The organism is Pandoraea sp. NE5 (genome assembly GCF_024363545.1).
In the GTDB taxonomy this organism is placed as follows: Bacteria; Pseudomonadota; Gammaproteobacteria; order Burkholderiales; family Burkholderiaceae; genus Pandoraea; species Pandoraea cepalis.
Genome location: NZ_AP025517.1, coordinates 4,177,510 through 4,203,777, shown reverse-complemented (window position 1 = coordinate 4,203,777; position 26,268 = coordinate 4,177,510). Strand labels below are relative to the sequence as shown.

The 26,268-nt window shown below is 62.9% G+C and carries 21 protein-coding genes; 12 read left to right on the top strand and 9 right to left on the bottom strand.

Annotated elements, in window-relative coordinates; translation table 11 throughout:
* Positions 1–17: 17 nt before the first annotated feature.
* From PanNE5_RS19100 to PanNE5_RS19080, 5 genes are all read right to left on the bottom strand, one after another.
* Complete coding sequence (locus PanNE5_RS19100) at positions 18–809, bottom strand: DUF1295 domain-containing protein (RefSeq protein ID WP_261938634.1); 792 nt, start codon at positions 807–809, stop codon at positions 18–20.
* A gap of 187 nt (positions 810–996) precedes the next feature.
* On the bottom strand, positions 997–1,731 hold the full coding sequence (locus PanNE5_RS19095) for an anti-sigma factor domain-containing protein (RefSeq protein ID WP_150563900.1): 735 nt from the start codon (positions 1,729–1,731) through the stop codon (positions 997–999).
* The gene (locus PanNE5_RS19090; protein WP_026132027.1) at positions 1,728–2,345 is read right to left on the bottom strand and encodes a sigma-70 family RNA polymerase sigma factor; all 618 of its coding nucleotides are present in this window, start codon (positions 2,343–2,345) and stop codon (positions 1,728–1,730) included. Before PanNE5_RS19090 ends, PanNE5_RS19095 begins: the two co-directional genes overlap by 4 nt.
* Positions 2,346–2,551: 206 nt before the next feature.
* A complete protein-coding gene (locus tag PanNE5_RS19085; RefSeq protein ID WP_410007597.1) occupies positions 2,552–5,104 on the bottom strand; it encodes a cation-translocating P-type ATPase in 2,553 nt (850 codons plus the stop codon).
* A gap of 41 nt (positions 5,105–5,145) precedes the next feature.
* Positions 5,146–5,691, bottom strand: coding sequence for a carboxypeptidase-like regulatory domain-containing protein (locus PanNE5_RS19080; protein ID WP_232424638.1), 546 nt, complete (start codon positions 5,689–5,691; stop codon positions 5,146–5,148).
* 265 nt (positions 5,692–5,956) lie between these two features.
* Here PanNE5_RS19080 and PanNE5_RS19075 point away from each other — a divergent pair, with 265 nt between their 5' ends.
* Positions 5,957–6,436: a hypothetical protein gene (locus PanNE5_RS19075; RefSeq protein WP_261938632.1), complete on the top strand. Its 480-nt coding sequence runs from the start codon at positions 5,957–5,959 to the stop codon at positions 6,434–6,436.
* A 56-nt stretch (positions 6,437–6,492) separates the two neighbouring features.
* Here the strand turns inward: PanNE5_RS19075 and PanNE5_RS19070 are convergent, their stop codons facing one another.
* A complete protein-coding gene (locus PanNE5_RS19070; RefSeq protein WP_261938631.1) occupies positions 6,493–7,341 on the bottom strand; it encodes a class I SAM-dependent methyltransferase in 849 nt (282 codons plus the stop codon).
* Between the two features lie 368 nt (positions 7,342–7,709).
* Positions 7,710–8,738: an XdhC family protein gene (locus PanNE5_RS19060; RefSeq protein WP_261938630.1), complete on the bottom strand. Its 1,029-nt coding sequence runs from the start codon at positions 8,736–8,738 to the stop codon at positions 7,710–7,712.
* 382 nt (positions 8,739–9,120) lie between these two features.
* Here PanNE5_RS19060 and PanNE5_RS19055 point away from each other — a divergent pair, with 382 nt between their 5' ends.
* The 3 genes from PanNE5_RS19055 to PanNE5_RS19045 all read left to right on the top strand — a co-directional run bounded on the left by PanNE5_RS19055 (position 9,121) and on the right by PanNE5_RS19045 (position 13,980).
* A complete protein-coding gene (locus tag PanNE5_RS19055; RefSeq protein WP_261938629.1) occupies positions 9,121–10,896 on the top strand; it encodes a GMC family oxidoreductase N-terminal domain-containing protein in 1,776 nt (591 codons plus the stop codon).
* A 114-nt stretch (positions 10,897–11,010) separates the two neighbouring features.
* A complete protein-coding gene (locus tag PanNE5_RS19050; protein ID WP_261939873.1) occupies positions 11,011–12,366 on the top strand; it encodes an MFS transporter in 1,356 nt (451 codons plus the stop codon).
* Positions 12,367–12,522: 156 nt separating this feature from the next.
* On the top strand, positions 12,523–13,980 hold the full coding sequence (locus tag PanNE5_RS19045) for an aldehyde dehydrogenase family protein (protein WP_017234386.1): 1,458 nt from the start codon (positions 12,523–12,525) through the stop codon (positions 13,978–13,980).
* Positions 13,981–14,060: 80 nt separating this feature from the next.
* Here the strand turns inward: PanNE5_RS19045 and PanNE5_RS19040 are convergent, their stop codons facing one another.
* Positions 14,061–14,750: a TetR/AcrR family transcriptional regulator gene (locus PanNE5_RS19040; protein ID WP_017234387.1), complete on the bottom strand. Its 690-nt coding sequence runs from the start codon at positions 14,748–14,750 to the stop codon at positions 14,061–14,063.
* Between the two features lie 126 nt (positions 14,751–14,876).
* Here PanNE5_RS19040 and PanNE5_RS19035 point away from each other — a divergent pair, with 126 nt between their 5' ends.
* The 8 genes from PanNE5_RS19035 (at position 14,877) to PanNE5_RS19000 (ending at position 25,005) form a co-directional block, all read left to right on the top strand.
* The gene (locus PanNE5_RS19035) at positions 14,877–15,668 is read left to right on the top strand and encodes a sterol desaturase family protein (RefSeq protein WP_039830428.1); all 792 of its coding nucleotides are present in this window, start codon (positions 14,877–14,879) and stop codon (positions 15,666–15,668) included.
* Positions 15,669–16,106: 438 nt separating this feature from the next.
* Positions 16,107–19,151, top strand: coding sequence for a xanthine dehydrogenase family protein molybdopterin-binding subunit (locus PanNE5_RS19030; RefSeq protein ID WP_261938628.1), 3,045 nt, complete (start codon positions 16,107–16,109; stop codon positions 19,149–19,151).
* The gene (locus tag PanNE5_RS19025) at positions 19,148–19,966 is read left to right on the top strand and encodes an FAD binding domain-containing protein (RefSeq protein WP_017234390.1); all 819 of its coding nucleotides are present in this window, start codon (positions 19,148–19,150) and stop codon (positions 19,964–19,966) included. The genes PanNE5_RS19030 and PanNE5_RS19025 overlap by 4 nt, the downstream gene beginning before the upstream one ends.
* Positions 19,963–20,475 carry a (2Fe-2S)-binding protein gene (locus PanNE5_RS19020; RefSeq protein ID WP_017234391.1) on the top strand — a complete coding sequence of 171 codons (513 nt, stop codon included), beginning with the start codon at positions 19,963–19,965 and terminating at the stop codon, positions 20,473–20,475. Before PanNE5_RS19025 ends, PanNE5_RS19020 begins: the two co-directional genes overlap by 4 nt.
* An 11-nt stretch (positions 20,476–20,486) precedes the next feature.
* On the top strand, positions 20,487–22,040 hold the full coding sequence (locus PanNE5_RS19015; protein WP_261939872.1) for an AMP-binding protein: 1,554 nt from the start codon (positions 20,487–20,489) through the stop codon (positions 22,038–22,040).
* 20 nt (positions 22,041–22,060) lie between these two features.
* Entirely contained in the window at positions 22,061–23,518 is a 1,458-nt protein-coding gene (locus tag PanNE5_RS19010; protein ID WP_261938627.1) for a UbiD family decarboxylase, read from the top strand.
* The gene (locus tag PanNE5_RS19005) at positions 23,515–24,123 is read left to right on the top strand and encodes a UbiX family flavin prenyltransferase (RefSeq protein ID WP_017234394.1); all 609 of its coding nucleotides are present in this window, start codon (positions 23,515–23,517) and stop codon (positions 24,121–24,123) included. Before PanNE5_RS19010 ends, PanNE5_RS19005 begins: the two co-directional genes overlap by 4 nt.
* A gap of 75 nt (positions 24,124–24,198) precedes the next feature.
* On the top strand, positions 24,199–25,005 hold the full coding sequence (locus tag PanNE5_RS19000) for an enoyl-CoA hydratase/isomerase family protein (protein ID WP_261938626.1): 807 nt from the start codon (positions 24,199–24,201) through the stop codon (positions 25,003–25,005).
* 66 nt (positions 25,006–25,071) lie between these two features.
* Here the strand turns inward: PanNE5_RS19000 and PanNE5_RS18995 are convergent, their stop codons facing one another.
* Entirely contained in the window at positions 25,072–26,034 is a 963-nt protein-coding gene (locus tag PanNE5_RS18995; protein ID WP_017234396.1) for a LysR family transcriptional regulator, read from the bottom strand.
* Positions 26,035–26,268 lie beyond the last annotated feature (234 nt).

Genomic DNA, 26,268 nt, shown 5'->3' with positions numbered 1-26,268 from the left:
GACTTCAATGCGCGGATTCATGGCAGCGGCGTTTCCGCGGACTTCCTGGGTGGCCAGGGAATGAGCACGCTGGTGGTTTGCATGTACGTCTTGTAGGCGGGGCGAGAGCGCATCAGATGCGCTTCAAGCAGCGGAATGCCCGACACTTTGAGCAGTAGCCACGCCATGAGCAGCGGCGCGAGCAACGTCGTCCATGCCCAGGGCGCGCCAAATGCGATCACCGGGTAGGCACACCAGTGCAGGCACTCGAAGAAGTAATTGGGATGCCGCGAGTACCGCCACCAGCCGACCTGGCAGACTTGGCCACGGTGGCTGGTGACGGCGGTGAAGCGTCGCAGTTGACGGTCGGCCGACGCCTCGCCCGCGACGGCGGCCAGCCAGACGAGTGCGGCGACGGCCAGCGCCCACGGCGCCGGCGCGTGGGCGTTGAATGCCGGCACGAAGAACGCTGCCGCGAGCAGCATGGCGATCACGCCCTGCAACTGGAAGAACCAGAACATGTTGCGTCCGGCATGCTCGCCCCACTGTTCGCGAAACTGCCGGTAACGCGCATCTTCCGGATGCCCGTAGTTGCGACGCCAGAGATGCATTGCGAGGCGCAGGCCCCATACGCCTCCGGCCACGCCGACGAAGGCGCGATTGATCGCGTGGCCGGTGCCGAGCCCTGCCGCCGCGATCGCCACACTGCCGAGTGCGGCGGCCCAAATCGGGTCGACCATGCCGGCGTTGTGCGAGCGCCATTGGTAGCACCAGGCGAGCGTCAACGCAGCACACATTCCAGCGAACGATACGACGACAGCAAACAGCATGCTGGCTCCAGATAGGGATTCGGGGCTCGATGCTGCTGTATACGAACGTCACGCGTTGCCGGATGCACGCGCCGGAGACATCTTGGAATCGAAGCGGGGAGCGGGCTTGCGGGAAAGCGACGAAGGGGTTGTCCAACGTACGGACAACCCCTTCAGATGACACGATGGCGGAGGCGCGCCAGGGCGCTCAGGCGGGTCGGATGGCGCCGGTCGCGACCACGGGGCCGGTCGGTTGGCCGGTGGGAGAGCCGCCCGGCGGTTCGACGGACACCGCGAGTACGGCGTTGCTGTCCATCTGCGCGAGGATTTGCGGCGACAGGGTCATCGACGCGGGTTGATCCGAAGCAAATACGCCTAGCGGAATGGGTTTGGCGTTCCGCGGGATCAGCCACAGCTCGGTGGCGCGGCCGGCGGCAATGACGGGCTTCACGACCGGTACCACGACCATGCTCGACCGGCGCCTGTCGACCGTTGCGGTCCAGTGAGCGACGCCATCCTGGCGGGCGATCGTCGACACCATATAGGCATTGGCCGTCACGGCGGGCGGACTGCGCGAGGGCATCAACGTCACGACGTTCACGGCAAGCAGCGCCAGCGCCGCGAGGCTTGCGCCGAGCCCCACCCATCGCCAGAGGCGCAAGTTGTCCCACCAGGTGGCCGGTCGCGGGTGGGCCGTGCGCGGGGCATCCGGTACGGCGCCAAGATCGCGCTGGATGCGTTGCCACACGCGCGGCGGGGGGGCGATGGGCTCGACGTCTTCGGCCAGTCGCGCGATGCGCGATTGCCACTGGTGCAGGGTTGCCTGAATCAGCGGATTCGCGTCGGCGGCCTGCTCGAGTTCGCGCCGTTCGGCGGCACTCAGCACGCCGAGGGCATACTCGGCGCAACGCAGCTCGTCGTCTTGGTTGGCGGGCGTATTCATTGCTCGAGGCACACTTTCAGTTGCATTAGGCTGCGGCGAATCCAGCTTTTCATCGTGCCAAGCGGCACGCTAAGGCGCGCCGCGAGTTCGCTGTACGAGGCGCCAGTAAAGAACGCCTCGCGCACCACGCCACGTTGTTGCGGCTCGAGGCGTTGCAGGCATTGCTCCAGGCGTTGCCGTTCCTCGGACGCTTCGGCAAGTGCGGCGGGCGACGGGTCATCCGATGGGATGGCAAGGGCATCGGCATCGTCGAGGGCGGCCTCACGGTGCTCGCGCAGTCGGTCGATGGTTCGGTTGCGGGCCAACGTGATCAGCCATGTCATGGCGTTGCCGCGCTCGGGATCGAAGCCGCCGGCGCGTCGCCAGACGCTGACGAACACCTCCTGAAGCAGGTCCTCGGCTTCCGCCTTGTCGCGCACCATTCGCAGGATCACGCCGAACAAACGTGCCGATGTCATCTGATAGACGGCGGCAAAAGCTTCGCGGTCTTCCTGCCCCACGGCCGATAGTGCTCGGTTCAATGCGTCGCGCCATGCCATGTCGGCACTGGGGTCGTGCTGGCGCTGCGAGGGGGATGGACGTGCTCGATTGGCACTTCTGGGCATGTCGTTCATGCGGACGTGGCCTTCGTGTGGGCCATAGCATTGACGTTCCGCGCAATATAGCACCTTCGGTGCGAAATGGCGCGTTGTGTCCGGCATGAGAAGGCGAGGATTCGGCATGGCGTGCTGACTGACGATGAGCGTGTTGAGTCATACGTATCAGGCACGCGTCCGGATGCGCGGCATCGGTGTATTCTCGGTTCCCCTTTGGCTCGCGTTCAGGGAGTGAGCAGTGCTACAAGTCCAAACAGTCGTGCCAGGGGCGGTACGGACATCAGCAGTATTAGCGCGCCCCCGGTCAGGCCCAACACCCGCCAGAGATAGGGGTTTCGGGGCTGTCCGCGATCGGGACGCTTCGTACGCAGTACCCGCTGGACCACGAAGATCAGCGCGACATTGACCACGACCAGCAGTTCGAATGCCAATGTGCGGGCCAAGGGGATCGGGTCGGCGTCGGCGCTGACATAGCGCAGCAGTCCCGCGTAGACCCCGAGGACCAGCACGCCGGCCAGCGCGCCCACGGAGGCCACTCGCAGGAAGGCGCGGGACGATAGGAGTCGTGCCCCGGCGTGCCGGGGAGGGGTCGTCATCAGGTGAGCGGCTTCCGGTTCGTTCTCGAATACGATCGAGCAGACCGGATCGATCACGAGTTGCAGGAAGACGATGTGGACCGGCGCGAGCATGGGCGGCAAGCCGACCAGAATCGGCACCACGGCTGCCGCGACCATGGGAACATGCACCGCGATGGTATAGCTGATCGCGAGAACGAGATTGGCGTAGATGCGTCGCCCGAGTCGGATGGCCGACACGATCGGGGCGAAGTTGTCGCGCAGCAGGACCAGCGCGGAGACTTCGCGAGCGACTTCCGCGCCGCGCAATCCCATCGCAATGCCAATGTGGGCCGCCTTCAGGGCCGGTGCGTCGTTCACCCCGTCGCCCGTCATCGCCACCACTTCGCCGTTGTCTCGCAGCGCATTCACCAGGCGAAGCTTTTGCTCGGGGCGGATGCGGGCGAAGGTCTCGACGTCCTTGACCGCGTCGTGCACTTGCGCGTCGGTCATGGCCGCCAGGGCCTGCCCAGTCACGATCCGTCGGCAGTCGATACCGACCTCGGTCGCGATCGCTTGCGCCGTCGACGGATAGTCGCCGGTCACCATGACCACGCGAATGCCTGCGGCATGGCATTGCGCGATCGCCTGTGCGACTTCCGGCCGGACCGGGTCGGACAGACCGACCAGCCCCAGGAACTCGAACGCGAAGTCGTGCTGATCCTTCGGCCACTCGGGGTGCAAATGCGAGGCCTTCGCCACCCCCAGCACCCGCAATCCGCCCGACGCCATGGCTGCCGCCTGATCCAGGACCGCCTGGGTTGCCGTCTCGTCCAGATGGCAAAGCGCACAGACGGCTTCCGGTGCCCCCTTGCAGGCCACCGAATGACGGGTGGGTTCCGGGGTGCGCCACGCGTGGGACATTGCGGGCACCTCGGGCGTCAGCGCGTACTCGTGCACCAACGACCAATCCGTGTGCAAACGTCCGGTGCCCGCGAGGCCCAGGCGTCCGGTCTCGTGGAACGCCCGCTCCATCGGGTCGATGGGTTCGATTTCGCTGGCGAGCACGAGGTATTCGATCAACTCGTGAAAGGCGGTGTCGATCCGTGGGGTCGAGGGATCCACGTCAAATCGTCTGCCATGGGCGACGAGCGCGCTCACCGACATGCGATTCTGGGTCAGCGTGCCCGTCTTGTCGACGCACAGCACCGACGTTTGACCGAGTGTCTCGATCGCGCTCATCCGGCGCGTGAGCACGCCCTCTTTGGCGATGCGGCGTGCGCCCAAGGCGAAGAACACCGTGAGGATGACCGGAATCTCTTCGGGCAGGAGGCCCATCGCCAGCGTAATCCCGGCGAGTATGCCGGGAAGCCATTCGCCAACGCGCCAACGGTACGTGAGCGTGAGGAGAACGACCGTGGCGATGGCGACGGCGGCAAAGCGATTGACGAAGGTTCTCGTCTCGATTTGCAGCGGGGAGAGCGCTTCCGAGATGCCGCTCAGCGACTTGCCGATGCGACCGAGCGTCGTATTCGGTCCGGTGGCGGTCACGACCATGCGGGCTTGCCCTTGTACCACCATGGACCCGAAAAATAGCTGGCTGTCGGCGGCCTCGCCCTGTTCGATCGATTGGCGGGAGCGGGCATCGAGCGGGGTGACGGCCTTGCTGACGGCAACGGATTCCCCCGTCAGCAATGACTCGTCCACACTGAGTTCGTGGAGTTCAACGGCAAGGCCGTCTGCGGGCACGCGGTTGCCTTCATCGACGAAAACGATGTCGCCGGGGACCAGTTCCGAGGCGGAGACCAGTTGACGGCTGCCGTCGCGAAGCACCTTGGCGCGCGGTGCCGACAGTTCGCGAAGCGAGTCGAGCACCTGGGCGGTGCGATGGCTCTGATAGACGGTGAGAAGGACAATCGCCGTAACGAAGGCAAGCAGCGTCAGCGCTTCGGCGCGATCTCCGAGAATGAGATAGACGGCGCTTGCCGCGAGCAACAGCAGGAACATCGGCTCGCGCAGCACTTCCCATAACGTGATCCACCAGGTGCGGCGTGCGGCGTAGTCCACGACGTTCCAGCCGAACCGAGCGCGCTGGGCCAGCACCTCGGCGCTCGATAGGCCGTGTTCGGCGTCGGGCGGCCGGATCGGGGCGGCCTCGGGTGCGCTGGCGATGTCACAGGATCCACTGGAAGCGGATGTGGATGTGGATGGCGTTGCGCACATGCGTGTCGGCGCTTGGACGTCTCGCGGCGTGGCAATGCGGCTCACCGGCGATGGGGTCTTGGACACTGCTTGCAGAGATGCAGCACGGCTGGCGCGTCCGGATCGTCCCAGGAGAAATGGAGGTCGACGGCGCCGCGCTTGGGGACACGGATATTCCTGGATTCCGATCTGGCGGGGGTGTGCACAGAGACGCGATAGTCGCCCGCCGGCATCCGGACAAAGAGGAACGGTCCCTCGGTTCGCACCGCCAGGACGTGTCGCCCGGCCCCTGCGGTGATAGTGACATCGACGTCGGAGAGATAGCTTCCCGACGTCGACGTGAACGTCATCCGGAGGTTGTACTGGGGCGCTGCGGCGCGAAACACCTGGACTTCGTCCTCGCCAATGCCGCCCGTGATGTACGAGACGCCACTTTCCGATTCCGGTTGTGGTGTCGATGCTGCCAGCGCGACGCCAATCATGCATAGCCATGCGAAAAGTGGCACAAACAGCGAAACGCGGGCGCTTCTCGACATCACAATTCTCCCCATATCGGTCTCGTTTCCAGAATGGCCGGTGGCGCTCGTTTGCGTGTTGATCGATGTCAAGGAGCCGCTTGCGATGTCATCGCATTGGGCGCACCGTTTGCCGTGCGTCCATCGACACGCGCGCGTGCCGCGCTGCCGGCCGGCGGCAACGCTTGATGCGCACCGACGTCGTTGGCGCGGCACGGCCGACGCGATCAAAGGTTTGACCTGCCTCAAGGCACGCCTTGGGGCGTCGCCTACCCTGAACATGCACGATTGGCCCGGCATTCGCGCGGTTTGTACACGCGTTGGTGCTGTCAGGATTTAGGTTCAGGAGATTGATGAGATGGAAAAGAGAACCATGAAGCGCGCGTTATCGATCGCGTCGTCAGCGGTTTTGATAATCACTGCGATCCCGGCGCTTGCGCAACCGAAGGATGACGACTGGGGGTGCGGGCGGGGATATGGGCCGGGCATGATGGGCGGCGGTTATGGCTACGGGCCGGGCATGATGGGCGGCGGTTATGGCTACGGGCCGGGCATGATGGAGGGCCCTGGCGGCTGCGGGCCGTGCTGGGGGCCTGGCGCCGCGGGCGGGGGCGGGCCGGGGGCCCAGCGTGAAGATCTCAAGTTGAGCGTTGATCAGGTCCGAAACAACATGGACGGGTGGCTCAAGCGCATGGGCAACGCGCGCCTCAAACTCGGCAAGGTGGTCGAGCGAGATGCCGACACCATCACTGCCGATGTGGTGACGGCGGAGAAGGATGTCGTCGTTCAGCGCTACGAAGTCAACCGGCACTCCGGGTTCGTTCGACCGGCGCGTTGAGAGGAGGGCGCGTGGCGCGTTGTTGTTCGCGCTTCGCGCACCTCAGATCGTAGGGACTACTCCGCTGACACTGGTGCTGGCGAGGTAAAGAAACGTTCGCGCATTTCTTCCAGCCCGAGCGAAGCGAGCACCTCGTCCAGGCGTTCGGCGGGGCGGCGGCGCGGCAGGTTCTTGTATTGCGCGATGATCAGCTCGTTTTTCATTGAGTGTTCCCAGCCCACCAGTTCGGTCACGCTGACGTGGTAGCCGTGGGCCTCCAGCTGCAGGCAGCGCAGCACGTTCGTGATCTGGCTTCCGAATTCACGCGTATGCAGCGGGTGGCGCCAGATTTCCGTGAGTGGATTGCCCGCCAGTTGTTTGCCTTTGTTTTTGCGCAGCACGCCTGCGATCTCGGCCTGGCAACAGGGCACGAGCACGATATGACGCGCTTGCTTGGCCAGCGCGAAACGGATCGCGTCGTCGGTGGCGGTATTGCAGGCATGCAGCGCGGTGACGACGTCGACCGTCGGCGGCAGTGCCGGCGAGGTGATGGAGTCCGCCACGGACAGGTTCAGGAACGACATTCCCGTGAAACCCAACCGCTCGGCGAGCGCTTGCGAGGTTTTGACCAGTTCCTCACGGGTTTCGATGCCGTAGATATGCGAGTCGTCCGCGAGTGCCTTGAAGAACAGGTCATAGAGGATGAAACCCAGGTACGACTTGCCGGCTCCGTGATCGACGAGCGTTACGCGACCGCGCTCGGTCTTGATTTCCTGGAGCAGCGGCTCGATGAACTGGAACAGGTGATAGACCTGCTTGAGCTTGCGCCGGCTGTCCTGGTTCATCTTGCCGTCGCGCGTGAGGATGTGGAGTTCCTTGAGCAGCTCGATGGACTGGCCGGGGCGGACTTCGTGGGCATTTGACATGAGCAGACTAAGTAAGCAGCGGGCGGTGGTCCGTCCCGTAAATACCGGCAGTTTACCGAAAAGACTCGCTGACGCGCGGAATCGCCCTGCTGAACATGATCGGCGGCCGTGCTCACGTCTGGTCGGGTGGAGCGACCGTATCCATCGCGCGCATACGCCCAGCCACGGCGGCCGATGGCATCGCACAGGCGCTGCGGCCAGTCTCCCCCACATCGAAATCGAGCAGAGCCCTTCATGCAGGAACACGATCAGCCTGGCGTTCGTTCCGGCGCGATCCATGGTGTTCCCAACTGATGATCAGGTCCGTGCAGGGCGACGGTGACCATTTGCGAGTGAGACACCGTCATGCGCACCGCTAGAATTTCAAACTATGCTTGACCTTGCTCAAGCTGCACATCCCTCAGGCGAGGCGAGACGAGACGATGCGCGTGCCGCGTCTCATGGATTTGCAGCACTGGCACGCCATTGCGTATGGCGGTCATCTCCGCAAGGATCGCGATCGCGATTTCAGGTGGCGTGCGCGCACCGAGGTGCATGCCGACCGGGCCATGCAGTCGCGCGATTTCCGCCTCGCTGATATCGAACAGTGCCAGTCGCTCGCGCCGCTTCTCGTTATTCGCCCGTGAGCCGATAGCGCCGACATAGAAGGCCGGCGATATCAGTGCCTCGAGCAATGCCATGTCGTCCAGCTTGGGATCGTGGGTTAGCGTCAGGACTGCGCTTCGGGCATCGAGCTGCAGTCGGAGAAGCAGATCGTCCGGCATCTCGCGCGACAACTCGACGCCTTCCACATCCCATTCATCCAGGTACTCTTCGCGCGGATCGCACACGACGACCTGATAGTCCAGGCTCTTCGCCATCGCGGCCACATAGCGCGACACCTGTGCGGCGCCTACGATGATCAGGCGGTAGCGCGGGCCATGCACTGCCGTGAGGCAATGCTCGTCGAATCGGAGGGCGGGGACTTGCGCACCCGGCGTGAGTGATACAACGCCGGTGACCAGGTTCAGCTTGCGCGTCACCAGCTCTTGCCTTTGCAGCACCTGAAGCAGTTCCGGCAGCCGCGACTGAGCGCAAACCGGTTCCAGTACGAACTGCAGGGTTCCACCACATGGCAATCCAAAGCGATGGGCTTCGTCGGCACTCAGGCCGTATGTGAGTACACGTGGTTTCCGGTCGCGGTACTCGCCGGTGCTTATCTTCTGTATCAGGTCGTCTTCGATGCAGCCGCCCGAGATCGACCCTTTAACATGCCCGTCCTCGCGGATGGTCATTAAGGAGCCTACGCGCCGCGGTGCCGAGCCCCACGTGCGAACAACGGTGGCAAGCAGCGTGTAGGCCCCTGACTCAGACCACTGCACTGCGGTCTTCAAGACTTCCAGATCAATGTTGTCCATGATTTTCGTGTATGCCAGATGGTTCAGTCCCAGCGAATGATGGAGAGGATGGGCATTGAAGGGCAAAGGGATCGATTCGTCGGAATGAATGCATGGGCGCCTTCAGTGGCTTTGCGTCGCGACCTGCATTTCTTTGTATCAGTCATAATGATAGTTTGAATCAGTAAACATTATTTGAAGCGATGACGTGATCAGTCTAATCTTTGCCAAACGCAAGGACAAGATGTGCCGTGAATGCCCAAAAAGCGCTGCAGCAGGAAGAACGCAGTCCGGTTCCAGGCAAAAGGCACACGTCGAAGAACAAGTTGTACCTGGCCGGAAGGCAAGTCGCTGCATGTCGCCGCGAATTGCGGCACCCGTTGGCGATAGTCGAGATGCGGCAATGCCCCGAGGCCATGCGCATCGACGAATCAGGAGACATTCTGTGCAAAACGTGCGTGAGCGATTCGATTACGTGATCATCGGCGGTGGATCGGCGGGCTGTGTACTCGCGCATCGACTGTCCGCGAATCGCGAGCTGCGAGTCGCCCTCATCGAGGCGGGTTCCGACACGCCGCCTGGTGCCATACCGGCGGAAATCCTCGACAGTTACCCAATGCCCGTATTCTGCGGGGACCGCTATATCTGGCCGGAGCTTAAAGCCAAGGCGACCGCAGCCTCACCGCTCAAGGTCTATGAACAGGGCAAGGTGATGGGCGGCGGATCGAGCATCAATGTCCAGGCTGCCAACCGCGGCTTGCCCCGCGATTACGATGACTGGGCCGAGCAGGGCGCCTCCGGCTGGGCATGGAAGGATGTCCTGCCTTACTTTCGCAAGCTCGAGCGTGATGTGGATTACGGCGGCTCTGCGCTGCACGGTGCCAATGGGCCGGTTGCCATCCGGCGCATCAAGCCGGATGCCTGGCCGCGCTTCTGTCACGCGTTTGCGGAAGGCTTGCAGCGCAACGGTCTACCAATGCTTGAGGACCAGAACGCGGAATTCGGCGATGGCATGTTTCCCGCTGCGTTTTCCAATCTCGACGACAAGCGTGTTTCAACCGCGGTTGCCTACCTCGATGCGGCGACGCGCGCGCGGACCAATCTCCGTATTTACTCGAATACGACAGTCGAACGCCTCATCGTCACCGGCCAGCGCGCGCATGGCGTGGTGGCGATGAGCGCGGGCGGCGAGCGCCTGCAGATCGATGCCGCGGAGGTCATCGTGTCGGCCGGCGCCCTGCAATCGCCGGCCTTGTTGTTACGCGCCGGTATCGGCGCCGGCAGCGAGTTGCAAGCGCTGGGCATTCCGGTTGTCGCCGACCGGCCGGGCGTGGGCCGCAACCTGCAGGACCATCCCTCGCTGACCTTCTGCCACTTCCTGGACCCTGAATTTCGCATGCCGCTCTCGCGACGCCGCGCGAGCATGACCGCAGCGCGCTTTTCCTCCGGCCTGGACGGGTGTGATAACGCCGACATGTATCTGTCGAGTGCCACGCGCGCAGCATGGCATGCGCTGGGCAATCGGCTTGGCCTGTTCTTCCTGTGGTGCAACCGGCCATTCTCGCGCGGGCGCGTGCAGCTCACTTCCGCTGACCCTTTTACGCCACCGCGCGTCGATTTGAATCTGCTGGACGACGAGCGCGACGCAAGGCGCATGGCCATCGGCGTGCGCAGGGTCGCGCAGATCGTGCAGCAGACGGCATTGCACCGCCATCCCGACGATTTCTTCCCTGCCGCGTTTTCGCCGCGGGTCAAGGCACTTAGCCGCTTTAGTGCCGGCAATGCCGCGTTGACCAAGGTGTTGGGCCTGGCTCTCGACACACCGGCGCCGCTGCGCCGATGGATCATCGACACATTCGTCACCGGCGGCATTCGCATGTCGGCGCTGCTGGCGGACGACAAGGAGCTCGATGCTTTCATCCGCAAGTATGTATTCGGCGTCTGGCATGCCAGCGGCACTTGCCGCATGGGGCCGGCCAGCGATCGCATGGCGGTAACCAATCAGGAAGGGCTGGTGCACGACGTGGCGAACCTGCGCGTGGTCGATGCTTCCCTGATGCCCAAGCTGCCGTCGGCGAATACCAATATCCCGACCATCATGATGGCGGAAAAAATTGCCGACGCGATCTTGGCGCGGCGCAAGGCGCCTCCCGGCGTCCTCGTTAGCAGTGAGGCGTAGGTCGACAACGCGAATTGCACACGTCTTCCCAGGAACGATTCATTTGGTTTGATTTGATTTGACCACATGCGCCGCATTTGCCACGCGCGCTTACAAAAACACAAGGAGACAATCATGGCTGTAGCAACAAACGATGCGGCACTCGCTCAACCGGTCAGCAACAAACAGGTATTAGGCGCCGTACTGGCCTCCTGCGTCGGCTGGTCGCTCGACCTCTTCGACCTTTTTATCCTGCTCTTCGTGGCACCGATCATCGGCCGCCTTTTCTTTCCGTCGGAACATGCGATGCTGTCGCTGGCCGCGGTCTATGCCTCATTCGGCGTCACCCTTCTGATGCGCCCGCTGGGTTCCGCGCTGTTCGGTTCGTACGCTGACCAGCATGGCCGCAAGCGCGCCATGATTTTTGCGATGGTCGGCGTTGGCGTTTCAACCGCATTGTTCGGGGCGCTGCCAACCGTACATCAGGTCGGCTTCATTGCGCCGGTCATCTTCCTGGCTCTGCGCTTGGTGCAAGGGATATTCGTCGGTGGCGTGGTCGCTTCGACGCACACGATCGGTACGGAATCGGTGGCGCCAAAGTGGCGCGGTGCCTGCTCCGGACTTATCGGTGGTGGCGGTGCCGGCTTGGGGGCGTTGCTCGCGTCGGGAGTGTATTACCTTCTGTCGTGGATCTTCCCTGGCGCGGCCTTCGATGAATGGGGCTGGCGCTGCATGTTCTTCGCCGGCCTGATCAGCGCCATCCTGGGCATCTTCGTCTTCAACAACCTGGAAGAATCCCCGCTCTTCAAGAAGCTGCAGGCAGCCAAAGCGACCAAGGCGGCGCAGGCCAAGTCGTCCCGCTCGCCGGTGCGCGCGCTGTTCTCGGCAGACTTCCGTTCCATTCTGTTCGTCAACCTGCTGCTGACGATCGGCGGCGGCAGTGGTTACTACCTGACCTCCGGCTTCCTGCCGACCTACCTGAAGGTCGTGAACCATACGCCCGGCGAAACCGCTGGGGCCATTCTGATGCTGGCAAGCGTAAGCGTGATCGTTGCCTCGGTCCTGACCGGACACCTCAGCAACTTGATCGGCCGCAAGAAGACCTTCCTCGTCGTCGGCGTTGCCCGTCTGATTCTGTTGCCGATGCTCGCATTGAAGATGCCCGGCATCTCCGATATCACCACGCTGACCTGCTATGTCGTCCTGTTCAGCATGCTGGGCAGCAGCGGTTATGCGCCGGTCCTGATCTTCCTGAACGAACGCTTCCCGACGGCCATCCGCGCCACGGGTACCGGTCTATCCTGGAACATCGGCTTCGCCATCGGCGGCATCATGCCGACCTTCGTGTCGCTGGCTTCGCCGGCACCGACGAGCCTGCCGACGACCCTCGCATTCTTCCTCGCGGGCATCAGCGTGATCTACCTGATTGGGGCGCTGATCGTTCCGGAGACACAGGGCAATCTCGACAAGCCGTCCAATGACGCAGTTTAAGTAGTGGCTAGTGGTAGTGGTTAGTGGCGCGGCCCTGCGGACAAGCGGGACCGCCGCTTCCCAACCTTGTTATGAAAATGCGCAGGACGTGCGCAAAGTCATCCGTCATCCGATGGCGATGCCGACCGCACTCGCCGCAATGCATCGAAAATCAACATGACCGAGCTCGCAGCACTGAATCTGATCAATGGCCAATGGCAGGGCGCGCTGAGCGGCGCCACTGGAGAAAGCCGCAATCCGGCGAACGGCAGCCTTTTGGGCACCTTCGCGCAGAGCAATCGCGAAGATGCCAGGATCGCGATTGCCGCAGCGAAGCAAGCGTTCGAGACCTCGCTGTGGCCGCATGATGCGCGCCTGCGCCAGAACGTCCTGCTGCAATGGGCTGATCGTCTGGAACGGCACCCTGAGCTGGCCGGTCTGCTGACGCAGGAAAACGGGAAGATCGTGGCCCAGTCACGAGGAGAATTGGCGGGCGCGATTTCCGAGATCCGCTACTACGCCGGCCTGACCCGGCACATTCCTGGTCACTTCATGGAAGTCGAGCCGGGCGCCTACACCGCCACACTACGTGAACCCGCCGGCGTCGCCGGCCTGATCATTCCGTGGAACGCGCCTATCGTGCTGTTGATCCGCTCGCTCGCTCCGGCCCTGGCCGCAGGTTGCACGGTAGTCATCAAGCCGGCGGCACAGACCACGCAGATCACCGCGCAGGTGCTGCGGCAGCTGGCGGCGGTCGAGGCCTTGCCGCGTGGCGTGGTGAATCTCGTCTCCGAAGGCGGCAGTGAAGTGGCGCAGGAGCTGGTGGCATCGGAAGACGTCGACGTACTCAGCTTCACCGGTTCGAATGCGACCGGCCAACGCATCATGGCTGCCGCCGCGCCGACCATGAAGAAACTCTCTCTGGAGCTCGGCGGCAAGTCCTGCTGTCTGGTGTTTCCGGACACTACCGAAAACTTCGCCACGGTCGCCACGCGCATCGCGGCAGCAGCGACGGTGATCTCCGGCCAGCAATGCACCGCCGCGCGCCGCGTGCTGGTGCATGCCTCTTGCTACGACGAGATGAAGCGCGAGCTGAAGATGGCGCTCGAAGCCATCGTGGTGGCGCCGGGAGATACGCCAGGCGCCGGCATGGGGCCGTTGATCGACGCGAGTGCCGCCGCAGCGGTAGACCGCGCGGCCCAGCAGGCCATGGATACCTGTGATGAAGTGGTCCTGCGCGGCGGTCGTCCCGGCGGCAAGCTGGCCAACGGCCACTTCCTGACGCCGACCCTGGTCGCGCACGCCGACACCAGCGCCTCCTTCGTGCAGGAAGAGATCTTTGGCCCCTTCCTGGTGCTGGAGAAGTTCGAGGACGAGAAGGAAGCGGTGGCGCGCGCCAATCACACGGTGTACGGCCTCTCGGCCAGCGTCTGGACCGCCGACGGCGACCGCGGCATGCGCCTGGCGCGTGCACTGCGCAACGGCACGGTCTGGATCAACGACCACAACCGGCTGTTCGCGGAAGCTGAGACAGGCGGTTATCGCCGCAGCGGCATCGGCCGCCTGCATGGCTACGAGGGCCTGTTCGACTTCCTCGAGACCAAGCACATCTTCCGCCGTTCGGGCGTGATGTAAGCGGATGTAGGGCGCGCCTCCGCCCTCGAGGTTCTACTTGCCAGAAACGGCCAGGTCGCGCGGCTCGACCTGGCCGATTTTCATGCGCTGTCGCGCTCGTCCAGCAGTTCCAGCGTCGATGCCGAGGGCGTGCATTCCAGCATGGCCTGGAAAGTGTCGATGATGTTGTCGAGCGTGTAGGGCACGCTCCAGAAGCGGCTCGACGTCCGTCCCTCGTCGCGTGCCGCTTCCTTGGCGGCAAAGATGGCCGTGGCATAGGTAGCGACCAGCGACATTCGCTGCTCCACCAGTGCCGGCGGGATGTGGCCGAGCAGCGCGCGGAAGTGCTCCAGGCATTGCCGGTAGCCAGCGTTCCAGCGGTTACCGATGTGGGTCTTGATCAGCGCACGGTGCGTCATCTGTACGTTGGACAGGAAGCGCAGATAAGTGCTGCCCTCGGCACTCTCCGCCATCTGATCCACTGGACGGATGAAGGCTTGCAGCACATCGCGCACGTTGCGCGGTCCGCCGGCAGCCGCCATTTCGTTAAGCATGGCTTGCCGAAAGGCATCGATCTGCTTGGCGCCGTCCACCAGCAATTCGCCGATCAGGCCTTCCGTCGAACCGAAGTGATATTGCACCGAGGCCTTGTTCCGTTGCTCGGCGGCCTCGACGATGTCCTTGATCGCAACACCGTGAATGCCATGCAGCGCAAACAGCCGTTGCGCTACCGCCTTTATCCGGGTGCGGGTCTCGTTGCCATCCGATCTTTGTGTTTTTGGAGTTGACATCTGAATTTAAGTATGTAGACTTAACTAAGTCAATTGACTTAATTGTGCCATCGTCATTCTATGGCACAAGTTGCCCGACAAAAATTTCGGGCTGGACCAGCGCTTGGAGACAGGAAGGTATTGATGATGAACCGCGAAGAAGAAATCGTCGCGCGCTCGCGCGCATTCCGGCAGGATTATGTGCAAAACACGCCGAGCTGGTACCGGGGCGAAATGCACCTTGGTTTCACCCTTGTGTTCACCCTCTCGGTGATCGTATATTGCGCGACCCACCTGCACAACGTGAGCTGGCAGGAATGGGCGTACGTCGTCGTGCCCATGTTCTTGTTCGGCAATTGGGCGGAGTGGGCCGCCCACCGCTACCTGCTGCACAGCCCGAAGAGCGTGCTCAAGTCCGCCTACAAGCGCCATGTCGCTACCCATCATCAGTTCTTCTCGCACAAGACCTTGGAATATAACGGCCAGAAAGAGTGGCGCGCGCTGCTGTTCCCGCCGTTCGCGCCAATCCTGTTCGTTTTCGCCGCGCTGCCTCCTGCGCTGCTGGTCGGCAATCTCTGGACGGCCAACGCCGGCTATATTGCCATGCTGGCCATGGCTTCGTACTTCCTGATGTATGAAGGGCTGCATACCGCGTCTCACCTGGATCATCCGATCCTTGACCACATTCCGCTGATTAACACCGTGCGCCGCATGCATGTTCTGCATCACAATCCGGACTTCATGCATGACCGCAACTTCAACCTGACGTTTCCGATCTGTGACGCGTTGTTCGGCACCAGCGACCTGAACAAGGGGGTAGTCGCTACCTTGTTCAATGGCATGTCCGACGACGCCCGCAAGCCGGAAGACAAGGAAAAGCTCGCCGCCCAGCAATTGGACCGCGAGGCGAGGGCGCAGGCCAAGCGCCGGGCTGCCTGAGCACGGGTCGCGGCATGTCAATCGGAGATACTGACTCAGTATCCCTTGCAATGAAAAGATAACGAAAAGCGCCCGCCCGGCTTAGCCGGGCGGGCGCTTTTTTACGTGGTTCCGTCCTATTTCGCCCCCTCTTGCGGAAACGTCAGGAAAGAAATCCTGAAAAGCCCGATGCGTGAATCTTGTCATCATAAATACTGATGAATTGAATCATTAAAGATTATTTGATGTGATGATATTCGGTGCTTATACTCGGAACGATTAAATCGAATACGCCGGCCCGCATGCCGATATCAGGCAGTGCGCGAGCGCTGCACAGCGTTCAGCGCCCGCGTGCGGAGTACGAATGGAGACGCCGATGACCCAATTATTTCGCCACGCCATCTATGGCTGGCGCGCTTGCGCGGTCCCGTCGCGCACCGCCGTTACGAGGCTAGCACCATGGAAATGAAAGTCGCTCAACCTCGGGTAGCGTCGCCACAGGCCGAGCCGCATGTCGGCCGCCCGCAGCGCCGGATCGAAGACGCGTCACTTCTGATCGGCCGCGGTCAGTATGGCGACGATGTCGGTGTGAAACCTGGCACCTTGTTCGCCGCCATCGTGCGCTCACCGCATGCGCATGCCGTCCTGAAGCACGTCGACACCAGCCACGCCGAGCGCGCCCCGGGCGTGCGTGCCGTGCTGACCGGCAACGATATCCGCGATTGGTCAAAGCCCTTTGTCGTCGGCGTGAAGGCGCCGATGGAGATGTGGGCGCTGGCGACGGATCGCGTGCGCTATGTCGGCGATCCCGTTGCCGTAGTGATCGCGGAGTCGCGCTACCTTGCCGAGGACGGCGCCGATCTGGTTGCCATGGACTACGAGCCATTGCCGCCGATGGTCAGTGTCGAAGACGCCATCGGCCCAAATGCGACGATTCTGCACGAAGGCGTGGGTTCGAACGTGGTGAGCGATCGCAGCTTCCGTTACGGCGATCCCGAAACCGCGTTCGCCAACGCCGCGCACTGCATTGAAATCGCTACCGAATACCCGCGCAACTCCTGCACGCCGATTGAGGGGGCTGTTGTGGTTGCGGAATATCTTTCCGCCGAAGAAGGCTTCGACGTCAGTTCCAATTTCATGGGGCCGTTCTCGCTGCACACCGTGATGGCCATGGCGCTGCGGGTGCCCGGCACCAAGCTACGCCATCGCACCTTCCGCGATTCGGGCGGAAGTTTCGGCGTCAAGCATGCTGTGTTCCAGTACGTGGTCCTGATGTGCCTCGCCGCCCGCAAGGCCGGTGCTCCGGTGAAATGGGTGGAAGACCGCCTTGAACACTTGGTGGGTCTCACATCCGCCACCGGCCGCGTGTCCAATCTCAAGGCGGCGGTAGAAGCCGATGGCCGCATTTCCGCGCTCGCGTACGACCAGTTCGACGACTGCGGCGGCTATCTGCGTGCGCCGGAACCGGCAACCTTCTACCGCATGCACGGCTGCCTCACCGGCGCTTATGCGATCCCCAACCTGCTCGTGCGCAACCGCGTGGTGCTGACTAACAAGACGCCCGCCGGCCTGGTGCGCGGCTTCGGTGGCCCGCAGGTCTATTTTCAGCTCGAACGCCTGATGCAGCGCATTTCGCGCATGCTCGGCATTGACGAGCCCGAACTCTATCGTCGCAATTTCATCCCCGCCGACGCCTTTCCGTACCGTGCCGCTGCCGGCGCGCTGATCGACTCCGGCAACTACCAGTTGGCGCTCGAACTTGCCTCGCGCGAGGGCGGGCTGGAAGCGCTTTATGCCAAGCGTGCGGCAGCGCGCGCCGAAGGTCGGCTCTACGGCATTGGCTTCGCTGCCATCGTGGAACCTTCCATCTCCAACATGGGCTACATCTCCACCGTGCTGCCCAAGGAAGCACGGGCGAAAGCCGGTCCGAAGAATGGTGCCATCGCCGCCGCAAGTGTCAGCATCGATCCGCTTGGCGGTATCAACGTGGTGATCGCCTCGGCACCGGCAGGGCAGGGCCATCGCACCGTCTGCACGCAGGTTGCGGCTGATGTGTTCGGCATCCATCCCGATGAAGTCGCCGTCAACGTCGAATTCGATACGCAAAAGGATGCCTGGTCGGTCGCGGCGGGTAACTATTCCAGCCGCTTTGCCGGTGCCGTCGCTGGAACCGTGCACCTCGCCTGCTGCAAGCTGCGGGACAAGCTGGCCCAGATCGCCGCGCCGCAGCTCGGATGCACGCCGCAAGATGTCGTGTTTGCCGGCGGCAAGGTCTACGCGACGCAGAATCCCGAGAAACAACTCGTGTTCTCGCGCATGGCCGCCAGCCCGCACTGGGCGCCCGGCCTACTGCCCGAAGGCGTCGAGCCGGGTCTGCGGGAAACCGCGTTCTGGACTGGCGAATCGCTACAGGCACCCGACGAACAGGATCGCATCAATACCTCGGCCGCGTACGGCTTTGCCTTGGACATCTGCGCCGTGGAAGTAGACCGCCACACCGGTCGGGTGCGTATCGACAAGTACATCACGACCCACGACGCCGGCAAGATCCTGAATCCGGCGCTGGCCGACGGCCAGATTCGCGGCGCGTTCGCCCAGGGGGTGGGCGCGGCGCTAATGGAGGAGTTCCGCTATGGCGAGGACGGCAGCTTCCAATCCGGCACCTTTGCCGACTACCTGGTGCCGACCACCTGCGAGATCCCCGAACCGACCATCATTCACATCGAGACGCCGTCGCCCTTCACGCCGCTCGGTGCCAAAGGCCTGGGCGAGGGCAACAACATGAGTACGCCGGCATGCATCGGCAATGCCGTCGCGGATGCGCTCGGCGTGGACGATGTCACGCTGCCACTCACGCCCGCAAAGATCATGGAGCTGATCGGCATTGACGAACCGCCGCCGAGCAAACAGGTGCAGCAGCAGATCCAGCAAGAGCAGGGCGCACTCGCCGACACAGGCGCTGAGGCGAAGCGCGGCAAGGGCGGCAAGTCGCTCGCCGCCAAGGGCGAAGTTGTGCTGTCCGCCCCGCCCGAAGCCGTGTTCCGCGTGTTGCTCGATCCGGTGGCGCTGGCCAAAGTCATCCCGGGCTGCAATGCGCTCGAACCTGTGGGCGAGAACCGCTATCGCGCCGACGTCACGCTTGGCATCGGCATGATCAAGGCGCGCTATACCGCCGAGGTCGCGCTGTCCGAACTGCAGCCGCCGCACAGCCTGCGCCTGGCCGGCTCCGGTCTGTCGTCGGTCGGCAGCGCGCGCGGCAGCGGCCTCGTGATGCTCGAGCCCAAGGATGGCGGCACGCGGGTGCGTTACGACTACGCCGCCGAAGTCTCGGGCAAGGTCGCTGCGGTCGGCAGCCGCATGCTTGAAGGCGCGGCCAAGATGGTCCTCAACCAGTTGTTCGAACAACTCGGGCGTGAAGCTGGCGGCACTGGGGCGCAGGCTGCAACGACAACCAAGCCCTCGTTCCTCGCCCGTCTGCTCGCTTTCTTCGGAATCGGTAAATGAAGCCTCAAGCATTTGACTATGTTCGCGCCGACGGCGTCGCCGAAGCTGTCGAACTGCTCGGCAGCAGCGGCGAAGATGCGCGCATCCTCGCCGGCGGCCAGTCGCTGATGGCGGTGCTCAACCTGCGTCTGGCCCAGCCCAGCGTGCTGATCGACGTATCGCACACGGTAGACCTGAACTATGTGCGTCCTGACAACGGCTATCTGGCGATCGGTGCGGCCGCAACGCAGGGCAGCGTGGAATGGCGCAAGACGCTGACGCAGGAAGTGCCGCTGCTGGCGCAGGCCTTTCCCCATATCTCGCATTTTCAGATCCGTAATCGCGGCACGGTCTGCGGTTCGGTGGCACATGCCGACCCGAGCGCGGAACTGCCGCTGGCTCTGGTGGCGCTCGGCGGTCAGGTGGTGTTGCGTAATCGCAAGGGCCGTCGCGTGTTGGCGGCGGAGGACTTCTTCCTAGGCATGCTGATGACCGCACGCGCACCTGACGAGTTGGTGGAGGAGGTGCGCTATCCGCTGGCTGATGGACGCTTTCGCTATGCCTTCGACGAATTCTCTCTGCGTCACGGCGACTTTGCCATCGTCTCGGTGGCGTCCGTGGTCGGTCCGAACAGCATCCGCCTCGCCGTCGGTGGTGTGTCCGACCGTCCTCGCGCGAAGACCTGGGAGCGGTTGCAGGGTGCGGATCTCGAAAGCGCGATCAACGATTTCGCGTGGGAACTCGGCGCACGTGACGATCATCACGCTTCGGCGAAATTCCGGCGCCAGCTCGTGCGCCACCTGGGTAACGCCGTCATCCAAAAGGCACTGTCATGAAAAAGCATGAAAAGGGCAGTACCGTGAAAATCTGCCTCACCTTGAATGGCCGCGAACGCACCGGAAGCTGCGAGCCGCGCATGCTGCTGTCCGACTTCCTGCGCGAAGCACTCGGCGCAACGGGCACCCACGTCGGCTGCGAACATGGCGTCTGCGGCGCCTGCACCGTGCAGCTCGACGGCGTCGCGGCGCGTTCCTGCCTCACGCTCGCCGTCCAGGCCGACGGCCGCCGCGTCGATACGGTCGAAGGACTCAACGGCGGTGGTGATGGGCTGTCGGACCTGCAGGAGGCCTTCCGTCGCAATCACGCGCTGCAATGCGGCTTCTGCACCGCCGGCATCATGATGTCGTGCCAGGACTATCTGCAGCGCAAGCCCGACCCGACGGAAGCCGAAGTGCGCGACATGCTTTCCGGACACCTGTGCCGCTGCACCGGCTACACCAATATCGTCAAGGCTGTGCTCGAGACGGCTGCATCCCGCCGTGCCCGCGCCGCAGACCAAAAATAAAGGGGACATCAATGCTGGATCTTGGACGCACATTTTTGCAAAGTGTCGAACGCAGTCCGAATGCGCTGGCCATCGTCGACGGGCAGCAGCGACTGACGTATGCACAGTGGTATGAGGTCATACAGCGCACTGCCGCGGGCCTGCGCGAGCTTGGCTTCCAGCGCGGCGATCATCTCCTGGTGGTACTGCAAAACCGTATCGAGATGGCGACCCTGCACTGGGCCTGCCAGTTCCTGGGCGTGGTCGCCACGCCGCTGAACTGGCGCGCGAAGCCGGAGGAGGTGGACTATTGCGCGACCGACGCCGACGCGAAGGCCGTGGTTTTCGAAGCCGTGAGCGCGGCCGCCGTTGCCGAGAGTCCGGTGGCCCAGAAGCTGACGCGCATCGCCGTCAACGGCGCCGAAGGCGGCACCATGGCATTCGGCAAGCTACAGGAGCGCGCTCCCGAGCAGCCCATCCTGCAGGCCGAGAGCGACGACATCTCGCTGATGCTCTACACCTCCGGCACGACCGGCAGGCCCAAGGGGGTACCGCGCCGACACCGGCATGAGCGCGCCGCGGCCCTGGCCCATGTGGCACAAAACTTGTATCGCCGTGGTGAGCGCACCCTGGGCGTGATGCCGCTGTACCACACCATGGGCGTACGCTCGCTGTTGGCCATGGCGCTCATCGACGGCCTGTTCGTCTGCGTGCCGAAGTTCGACCCTGTCGCCGCATTGCGCTACATCTCCGAGGAACGCATCACCTGCCTTTATCTCGTGCCGACGCTGTATCACGACATGCTGGCCCAGCGCGAGAAGCATCCGTCGGACGTTTCGTCCGTCACCAAGCTGGGCTTTGCCGGTGCGCCCATGCATGATGCCTTGCTGCAGCGACTGAACGACACTTTCAAGCCGGAGCTGTTCGTCAACCACTACGGCTCCTCAGAGGTCTATACCTTCGCCATTGACCAGGAGGCCATGCGCAAACCCGGAAGCGCTGGCCGTGCTGGCATCAATACCCGCATCCGCGTCGTCAAGCTCAATGCCACGTCGCCCGACGATGTCGCTGCACCGAACGAAGAAGGGGAGGTCATTGCAGACCTCGCCGGCGACGAGGCCTTCGAGCGGTACTGGAACCGTCCGGATGCCAACGCGAAAGCGATTCGTCAGGGCTGGTATTTCACCGGTGACACCGGCTACATCGACAACGACGGCGACCTGTTTGTCAGCGGCCGCGTGGACGACATGATCATCAGCGGCGGCGAGAACATTTCACCGGTGGATATCGAATCGGTGCTGTCGCTGCATCCGAAGGTCGATGAAGTCGTTGTGGCTGGCCTCAAGGACGAGCGTTGGGGCCAGCGCGTGGTGGCCTTCATCAAGTGCAAGGAAGTTATCGACCCGACCGAGCTGGATGCGCACTGCAAGCAATCCGACCTGCTGAACTTCAAGCGCCCGCGCGAATACGTCTTCGTGCGCGAGATTCCGAAGTCGCCGGTCGGCAAGGTGCTGCGCCGCAAACTCGTCGCCGGCGAATATGAAGGCGTCGTACCGCCGGCCGACGCAACAACGAACACCAAGTAAGAGAAGAGGAGGCATTGAAAATGGAGGCAGCAAAACGCCCGGCCGTCGCCGGCGACCTGCGCCAATGGCTGGAGCATCTGAGCAACACGGGCCGCCTGGCAGTGCTGCGCGAGAACGTGCCGCTCAAGCATCGCCTGGCCGCCATCGCCAAGTGCCTGGACGGCAAGCAGGCCGCGTTTTTCCCGCTGCCTGAAGGTCACGCGATCCCAGTCATTTCCGGTTTCATGGCGAGCCGCGGCTGGATCGCCGAGGCAATGGGCGTGCCATCGTCGGAACTGCTCGGAACCTTCCGCCGCGCGGCCGAGAATCCGCTGCCGTGGCGCGAAGTGCCGCAAGCGCAAGCCACCTGCCAGCAAGTCGTGCATCGCGAGATCGATCTGCATGCACTGCTGCCGATCCCGACGCATAGCGAGCATGACAACGGCCCCTATATCACGGCCGGCATGGTAATCGCCCGCAATCCGGTCACTGGCATTCAGAACGTCTCGATCAACCGCATCCAGGTCCACGCCAAGGATCGCATGGCGATCCTGATGCTGCCGCGCCACCTGCACGCGTTCTATCAGGAGGCGGAAGGGCGCAATCAGGCGTTAGACGTCGCCGTCGTGATTGGCGCCGACCCGCTCACGCTGCTGGCTTCGCAGGCGATCACACCGATCGACCATGACGAGCTGGAAATCGCCGGCGCCCTGCAAGGCGCGCCGCTGCCGGTGGTCAAGTGCTTGACCAACGATGTGCGCGTGCCGGCCAATGCCGAGATCGTCATCGAAGGCAAGATTCTGCCCAAGGTGCGCGAACTGGAAGGTCCTTTCGGTGAATTTCCGAAGTACTACAGCGAGCAGGAAAACCGCGAAGTGATCGCCGTGGATGCGGTCACACACCGCAACTCGCCCGTGTATCACACCATCATTCCGGCCGAGATGGAGCACCTGCTGCTGGGCTCGATCCCGCGCGAGGCCACGTTGCTCGCTCATCTGCAGCGCAGTCATCCCAACGTGCTCGATGTGCATCTGTCCATCGGCGGCGTCGGCCGCTACCACTTGTTCGTCAAGATGAAAAAGCGTCGCGAGGGTGAGGCGAAGAACGTCATCCTGGCCGCGTTCGGCGCGCACTACGACATCAAGCAGGTCACGGTGGTCGATGATGACGTCGACGTGCATGATCCGCAGCAGGTTGAGTGGGCAGTTGCCACGCGGTTCCAGGCCGATCGCGACCTGATCGTGATCTCGGGCGCGCTCGGTTCGGTGCTCGATCCTTCCACCACGGTGGGCACCGAAGGGCCCAATGGCGAGCCGGCCCCAACCCATATGCAAGGTGTCAGCGCCAAGATGGGCCTGGATGCCACCAAGCCGGTGGTTTACCACGGCCACGTCTTCACCAAGGTCCGCATCCCCGGCGAGAACGAGGTTGATCTGAACGAAGAAGTGCTAAGCGGCGTTGCGGTGAACTGGAACACCCTGAGCCTCGTACGCAAATGAACTCCGCCCCGCCAAAGCGCAAGCTCATCGTCGCCATCACCGGCGCCAGCGGCGCGATCTACGGCGTGCGCATGCTGGAAATGCTGCGCGCCGCCGGCACCTGCGAAACGCATCTCGTGATGTCGTCGTCCGGTGTCATGACCGCGCAGCAGGAGCTGAACATGAGGCGTGCCGAGATCGAAGCTCTGGCCGACGTCGTGCACAACGTCAAGGACATCGGCGCCACCATCGCCAGCGGCTCCTTCCAGTCGGCGGGGATGGTGATCGCACCGTGCTCGATGAAGACGCTGGCGAGCATTGCGCAGGGTTTCGCCGATAACCTTGTCAGCCGCGCGGCGGACGTGATTCTGAAAGAGCGGCGCCGCCTCGTGCTGCTCGCGCGGGAAACGCCGCTCAACCTCGCCCACCTGCGCAACATGACGAGCGTCACCGAAATGGGCGGCATCGTCTTTCCGCCGGTACCGGCCTTCTATACGCAGCCGGAAACGCTGGACGACATCGTCAACCATACGATCGGCCGGCTGCTCGACCTGTTCGACATTCCACATGAAGGTCTGGTCAAGCGCTGGGCCGGCATGGAAAAGCGAAACAGTCACGACGAATAAGCCGGAAATGAAAATTCCAGCGGACAGCCGCCCCATCGGGCAGCGCCGCTTCAACAAGCCACCAAGGAGAACGCAATGACACAAATCAGCCATCCCGCTCAAAACCTGTTGGAGAACCTCGACGGCTTCCGCGTTGAAATCGACGCCACTCGCCAACGCGCCGACATCATCCTGCAGCGTCCGCCATTCAACATCATCTCCATGCCGGAACGTGACCAGTTGCGCCTGGTGTTCGAAGCGCTGGATGCCGACGACCGTGTCCGCGTTATCGTGCTGCGCGCCGAGGGCGAGCACTTCTCCAGCGGCGGGGACATCAAGGGCTTCCTTGAGGCCAGCCCCGAGCATGTGTCGAAACTGGCATGGAACATTGCCGCCCCGGCTCGCTGCAGCAAGCCGGTGATTGCTGCAAATCGCGGCTACTGCTTTGGTGTGGGGTTTGAAATCTCGCTGGCTTGCGACTTCCGCATCGTCACCGAAACCACGCAATATGCATTGCCCGAGCAGAAGCTGGGCCAGATTCCGGGCTCCGGTGGTTCGGCCCGTCTGCAGAAGATGGTCGGCATCACCCGCAGCAAGGACATCGTGATGCGTTCGCGCCGCATCCCCGGCAAGCAGGCCTACGACTGGGGCGTCGCTACCGAGATCGTGCCGGATGCCGAACTCGAATCGGCCACCGATCGACTTGTGGACGAACTGCGTGCGTTCTCGCCGATCGCCCAGCGCACCGCGAAGAAACTGCTCAACGACACCGAGGATTCCCCGTTGTCCATTGCCATCGAACTGGAAGGGCACTGCTACAGCCGGCTGCGTTCTTCCGACGACTTCCGGGAGGGCGTGGAAGCATTCCACAGCAAGCGAGCGCCGAAGTTCATCGGTTCCTGATCACGGCCACCGACGGAACGGTCAGTGATTTGATCCGCAATGCCGCCGCAAGCCGGCGGCGTTCCGTCATTCTGCATCTGCCGATGAGCGCTCCCCGGTCGTGCCATGCACAGACCCCTCGGCTTGTTGCTGCAGACGCAGGATCATGTTCTTGGCCAGCATTGCCAGGAAGAGCTTGGTTGCCGGATTCAACGGTCGGCGCGGATGCGAGACGGCGACCACCTGCCTGATCAGGCGCGGCGAGACGATGTTGTGAGAACGCAGGCGGCCAGCAGCCAACGCCTGATGCACGGCGATACGCGGCACGATGGTTGCCAACTGGGTTTGCTCCACGAGTTTGATGGTCGCGACCAGGGAGTCAATCTCGAACTTCGGTACAAGCTCGATGGCCTCGTTCTGCGCGAAGCTGTCGATGTTGCTCCGCAGGCCATGCCCGCGGGTGGGTAGCACGAGTTGCAGGCCGAGCGAGGCGACTTGGCGCAGCGTCAGCTGGCGTGGCAGCGTCGACGCATTGCCCGCGCTGGTAATCAGCACCATTTCCTCGTCGACGATGTGCTCGACGTTGAGCGCCAGCGGCCGGCGCGGCTTGTTGACAATGGCAGCGTCGAGATGACCCGCGGTTACCGCATCGATCAACGTGGTACTGTAACCGTCCGCGACTTTCACGCTCACGTCCGGGTATTTCTGCGAGAACGCGCTGAGCGTTTCCACCAGCACGCCTTCAGTGATGGAGGCGATCAAGCCGATGTCGACGTGACCGAGAATTTCACCATCGCTGCATATCAATTGTGCGCGAGCATTTGCGAAGTCGCGCATGATCGGCAGAAAAAGACGGTACATTTCGCGAGCCGCCGCAGTCGGCACCATACCTTGCTTGGTGCGCTCGAACAACTGCTGACCAAGCTGATCTTCCAGCTTCGCAATCTGCATGCTGAGAGCGGGCTGCACAATGTTTAGACGGTGCGCCGCCTTCGTTACGGTGCCTTCCTCAAAAAGACAGAGAAAATATTGAACCTGACGAAATTCCATGACTCGTGCCAAATAATAGCGCTGCTTGCGATGATCTGATGAGGGACAAGGAGCAATGACGGGCGCTGGTTGCTAGCACAGTGATCGTGCTTCAGATAAATTCCCGACGAACGTTAAAGATTATCAACAGTGTTGATTGTAGCGGCTAGGCTACATTATTTGGCATGATGCGCGGCCACTCTGATAACTTTCTACGCTTAGAGGGATTGCTGGCGGACGCGACGCTGGACAATG

Coding starts and splice junctions, on each gene's coding strand:
- PanNE5_RS19095 (WP_150563900.1), bottom strand. CDS start 1,731: ATGAATACGCCCGCCAACCAAGACGACGAGCTGCGTTGCGCCGAGTAT.
- PanNE5_RS19085 (WP_410007597.1), bottom strand. CDS start 5,104: ATGTGCGCAACGCCATCCACATCCACATCCGCTTCCAGTGGATCCTGT.
- PanNE5_RS18995 (WP_017234396.1), bottom strand. CDS start 26,034: ATGGAATTTCGTCAGGTTCAATATTTTCTCTGTCTTTTTGAGGAAGGC.
- PanNE5_RS19100 (WP_261938634.1), bottom strand. CDS start 809: ATGCTGTTTGCTGTCGTCGTATCGTTCGCTGGAATGTGTGCTGCGTTG.
- PanNE5_RS19045 (WP_017234386.1), top strand. CDS start 12,523: ATGACCGAGCTCGCAGCACTGAATCTGATCAATGGCCAATGGCAGGGC.
- PanNE5_RS19010 (WP_261938627.1), top strand. CDS start 22,061: ATGGAGGCAGCAAAACGCCCGGCCGTCGCCGGCGACCTGCGCCAATGG.
- PanNE5_RS19055 (WP_261938629.1), top strand. CDS start 9,121: ATGCCCCGAGGCCATGCGCATCGACGAATCAGGAGACATTCTGTGCAA.
- PanNE5_RS19015 (WP_261939872.1), top strand. CDS start 20,487: ATGCTGGATCTTGGACGCACATTTTTGCAAAGTGTCGAACGCAGTCCG.
- PanNE5_RS19050 (WP_261939873.1), top strand. CDS start 11,011: ATGGCTGTAGCAACAAACGATGCGGCACTCGCTCAACCGGTCAGCAAC.
- PanNE5_RS19070 (WP_261938631.1), bottom strand. CDS start 7,341: ATGTCAAATGCCCACGAAGTCCGCCCCGGCCAGTCCATCGAGCTGCTC.
- PanNE5_RS19020 (WP_017234391.1), top strand. CDS start 19,963: ATGAAAAAGCATGAAAAGGGCAGTACCGTGAAAATCTGCCTCACCTTG.
- PanNE5_RS19000 (WP_261938626.1), top strand. CDS start 24,199: ATGACACAAATCAGCCATCCCGCTCAAAACCTGTTGGAGAACCTCGAC.
- PanNE5_RS19035 (WP_039830428.1), top strand. CDS start 14,877: ATGAACCGCGAAGAAGAAATCGTCGCGCGCTCGCGCGCATTCCGGCAG.
- PanNE5_RS19060 (WP_261938630.1), bottom strand. CDS start 8,738: ATGGACAACATTGATCTGGAAGTCTTGAAGACCGCAGTGCAGTGGTCT.
- PanNE5_RS19075 (WP_261938632.1), top strand. CDS start 5,957: ATGGAAAAGAGAACCATGAAGCGCGCGTTATCGATCGCGTCGTCAGCG.
- PanNE5_RS19030 (WP_261938628.1), top strand. CDS start 16,107: ATGGAAATGAAAGTCGCTCAACCTCGGGTAGCGTCGCCACAGGCCGAG.
- PanNE5_RS19025 (WP_017234390.1), top strand. CDS start 19,148: ATGAAGCCTCAAGCATTTGACTATGTTCGCGCCGACGGCGTCGCCGAA.
- PanNE5_RS19005 (WP_017234394.1), top strand. CDS start 23,515: ATGAACTCCGCCCCGCCAAAGCGCAAGCTCATCGTCGCCATCACCGGC.
- PanNE5_RS19090 (WP_026132027.1), bottom strand. CDS start 2,345: ATGAACGACATGCCCAGAAGTGCCAATCGAGCACGTCCATCCCCCTCG.
- PanNE5_RS19040 (WP_017234387.1), bottom strand. CDS start 14,750: ATGTCAACTCCAAAAACACAAAGATCGGATGGCAACGAGACCCGCACC.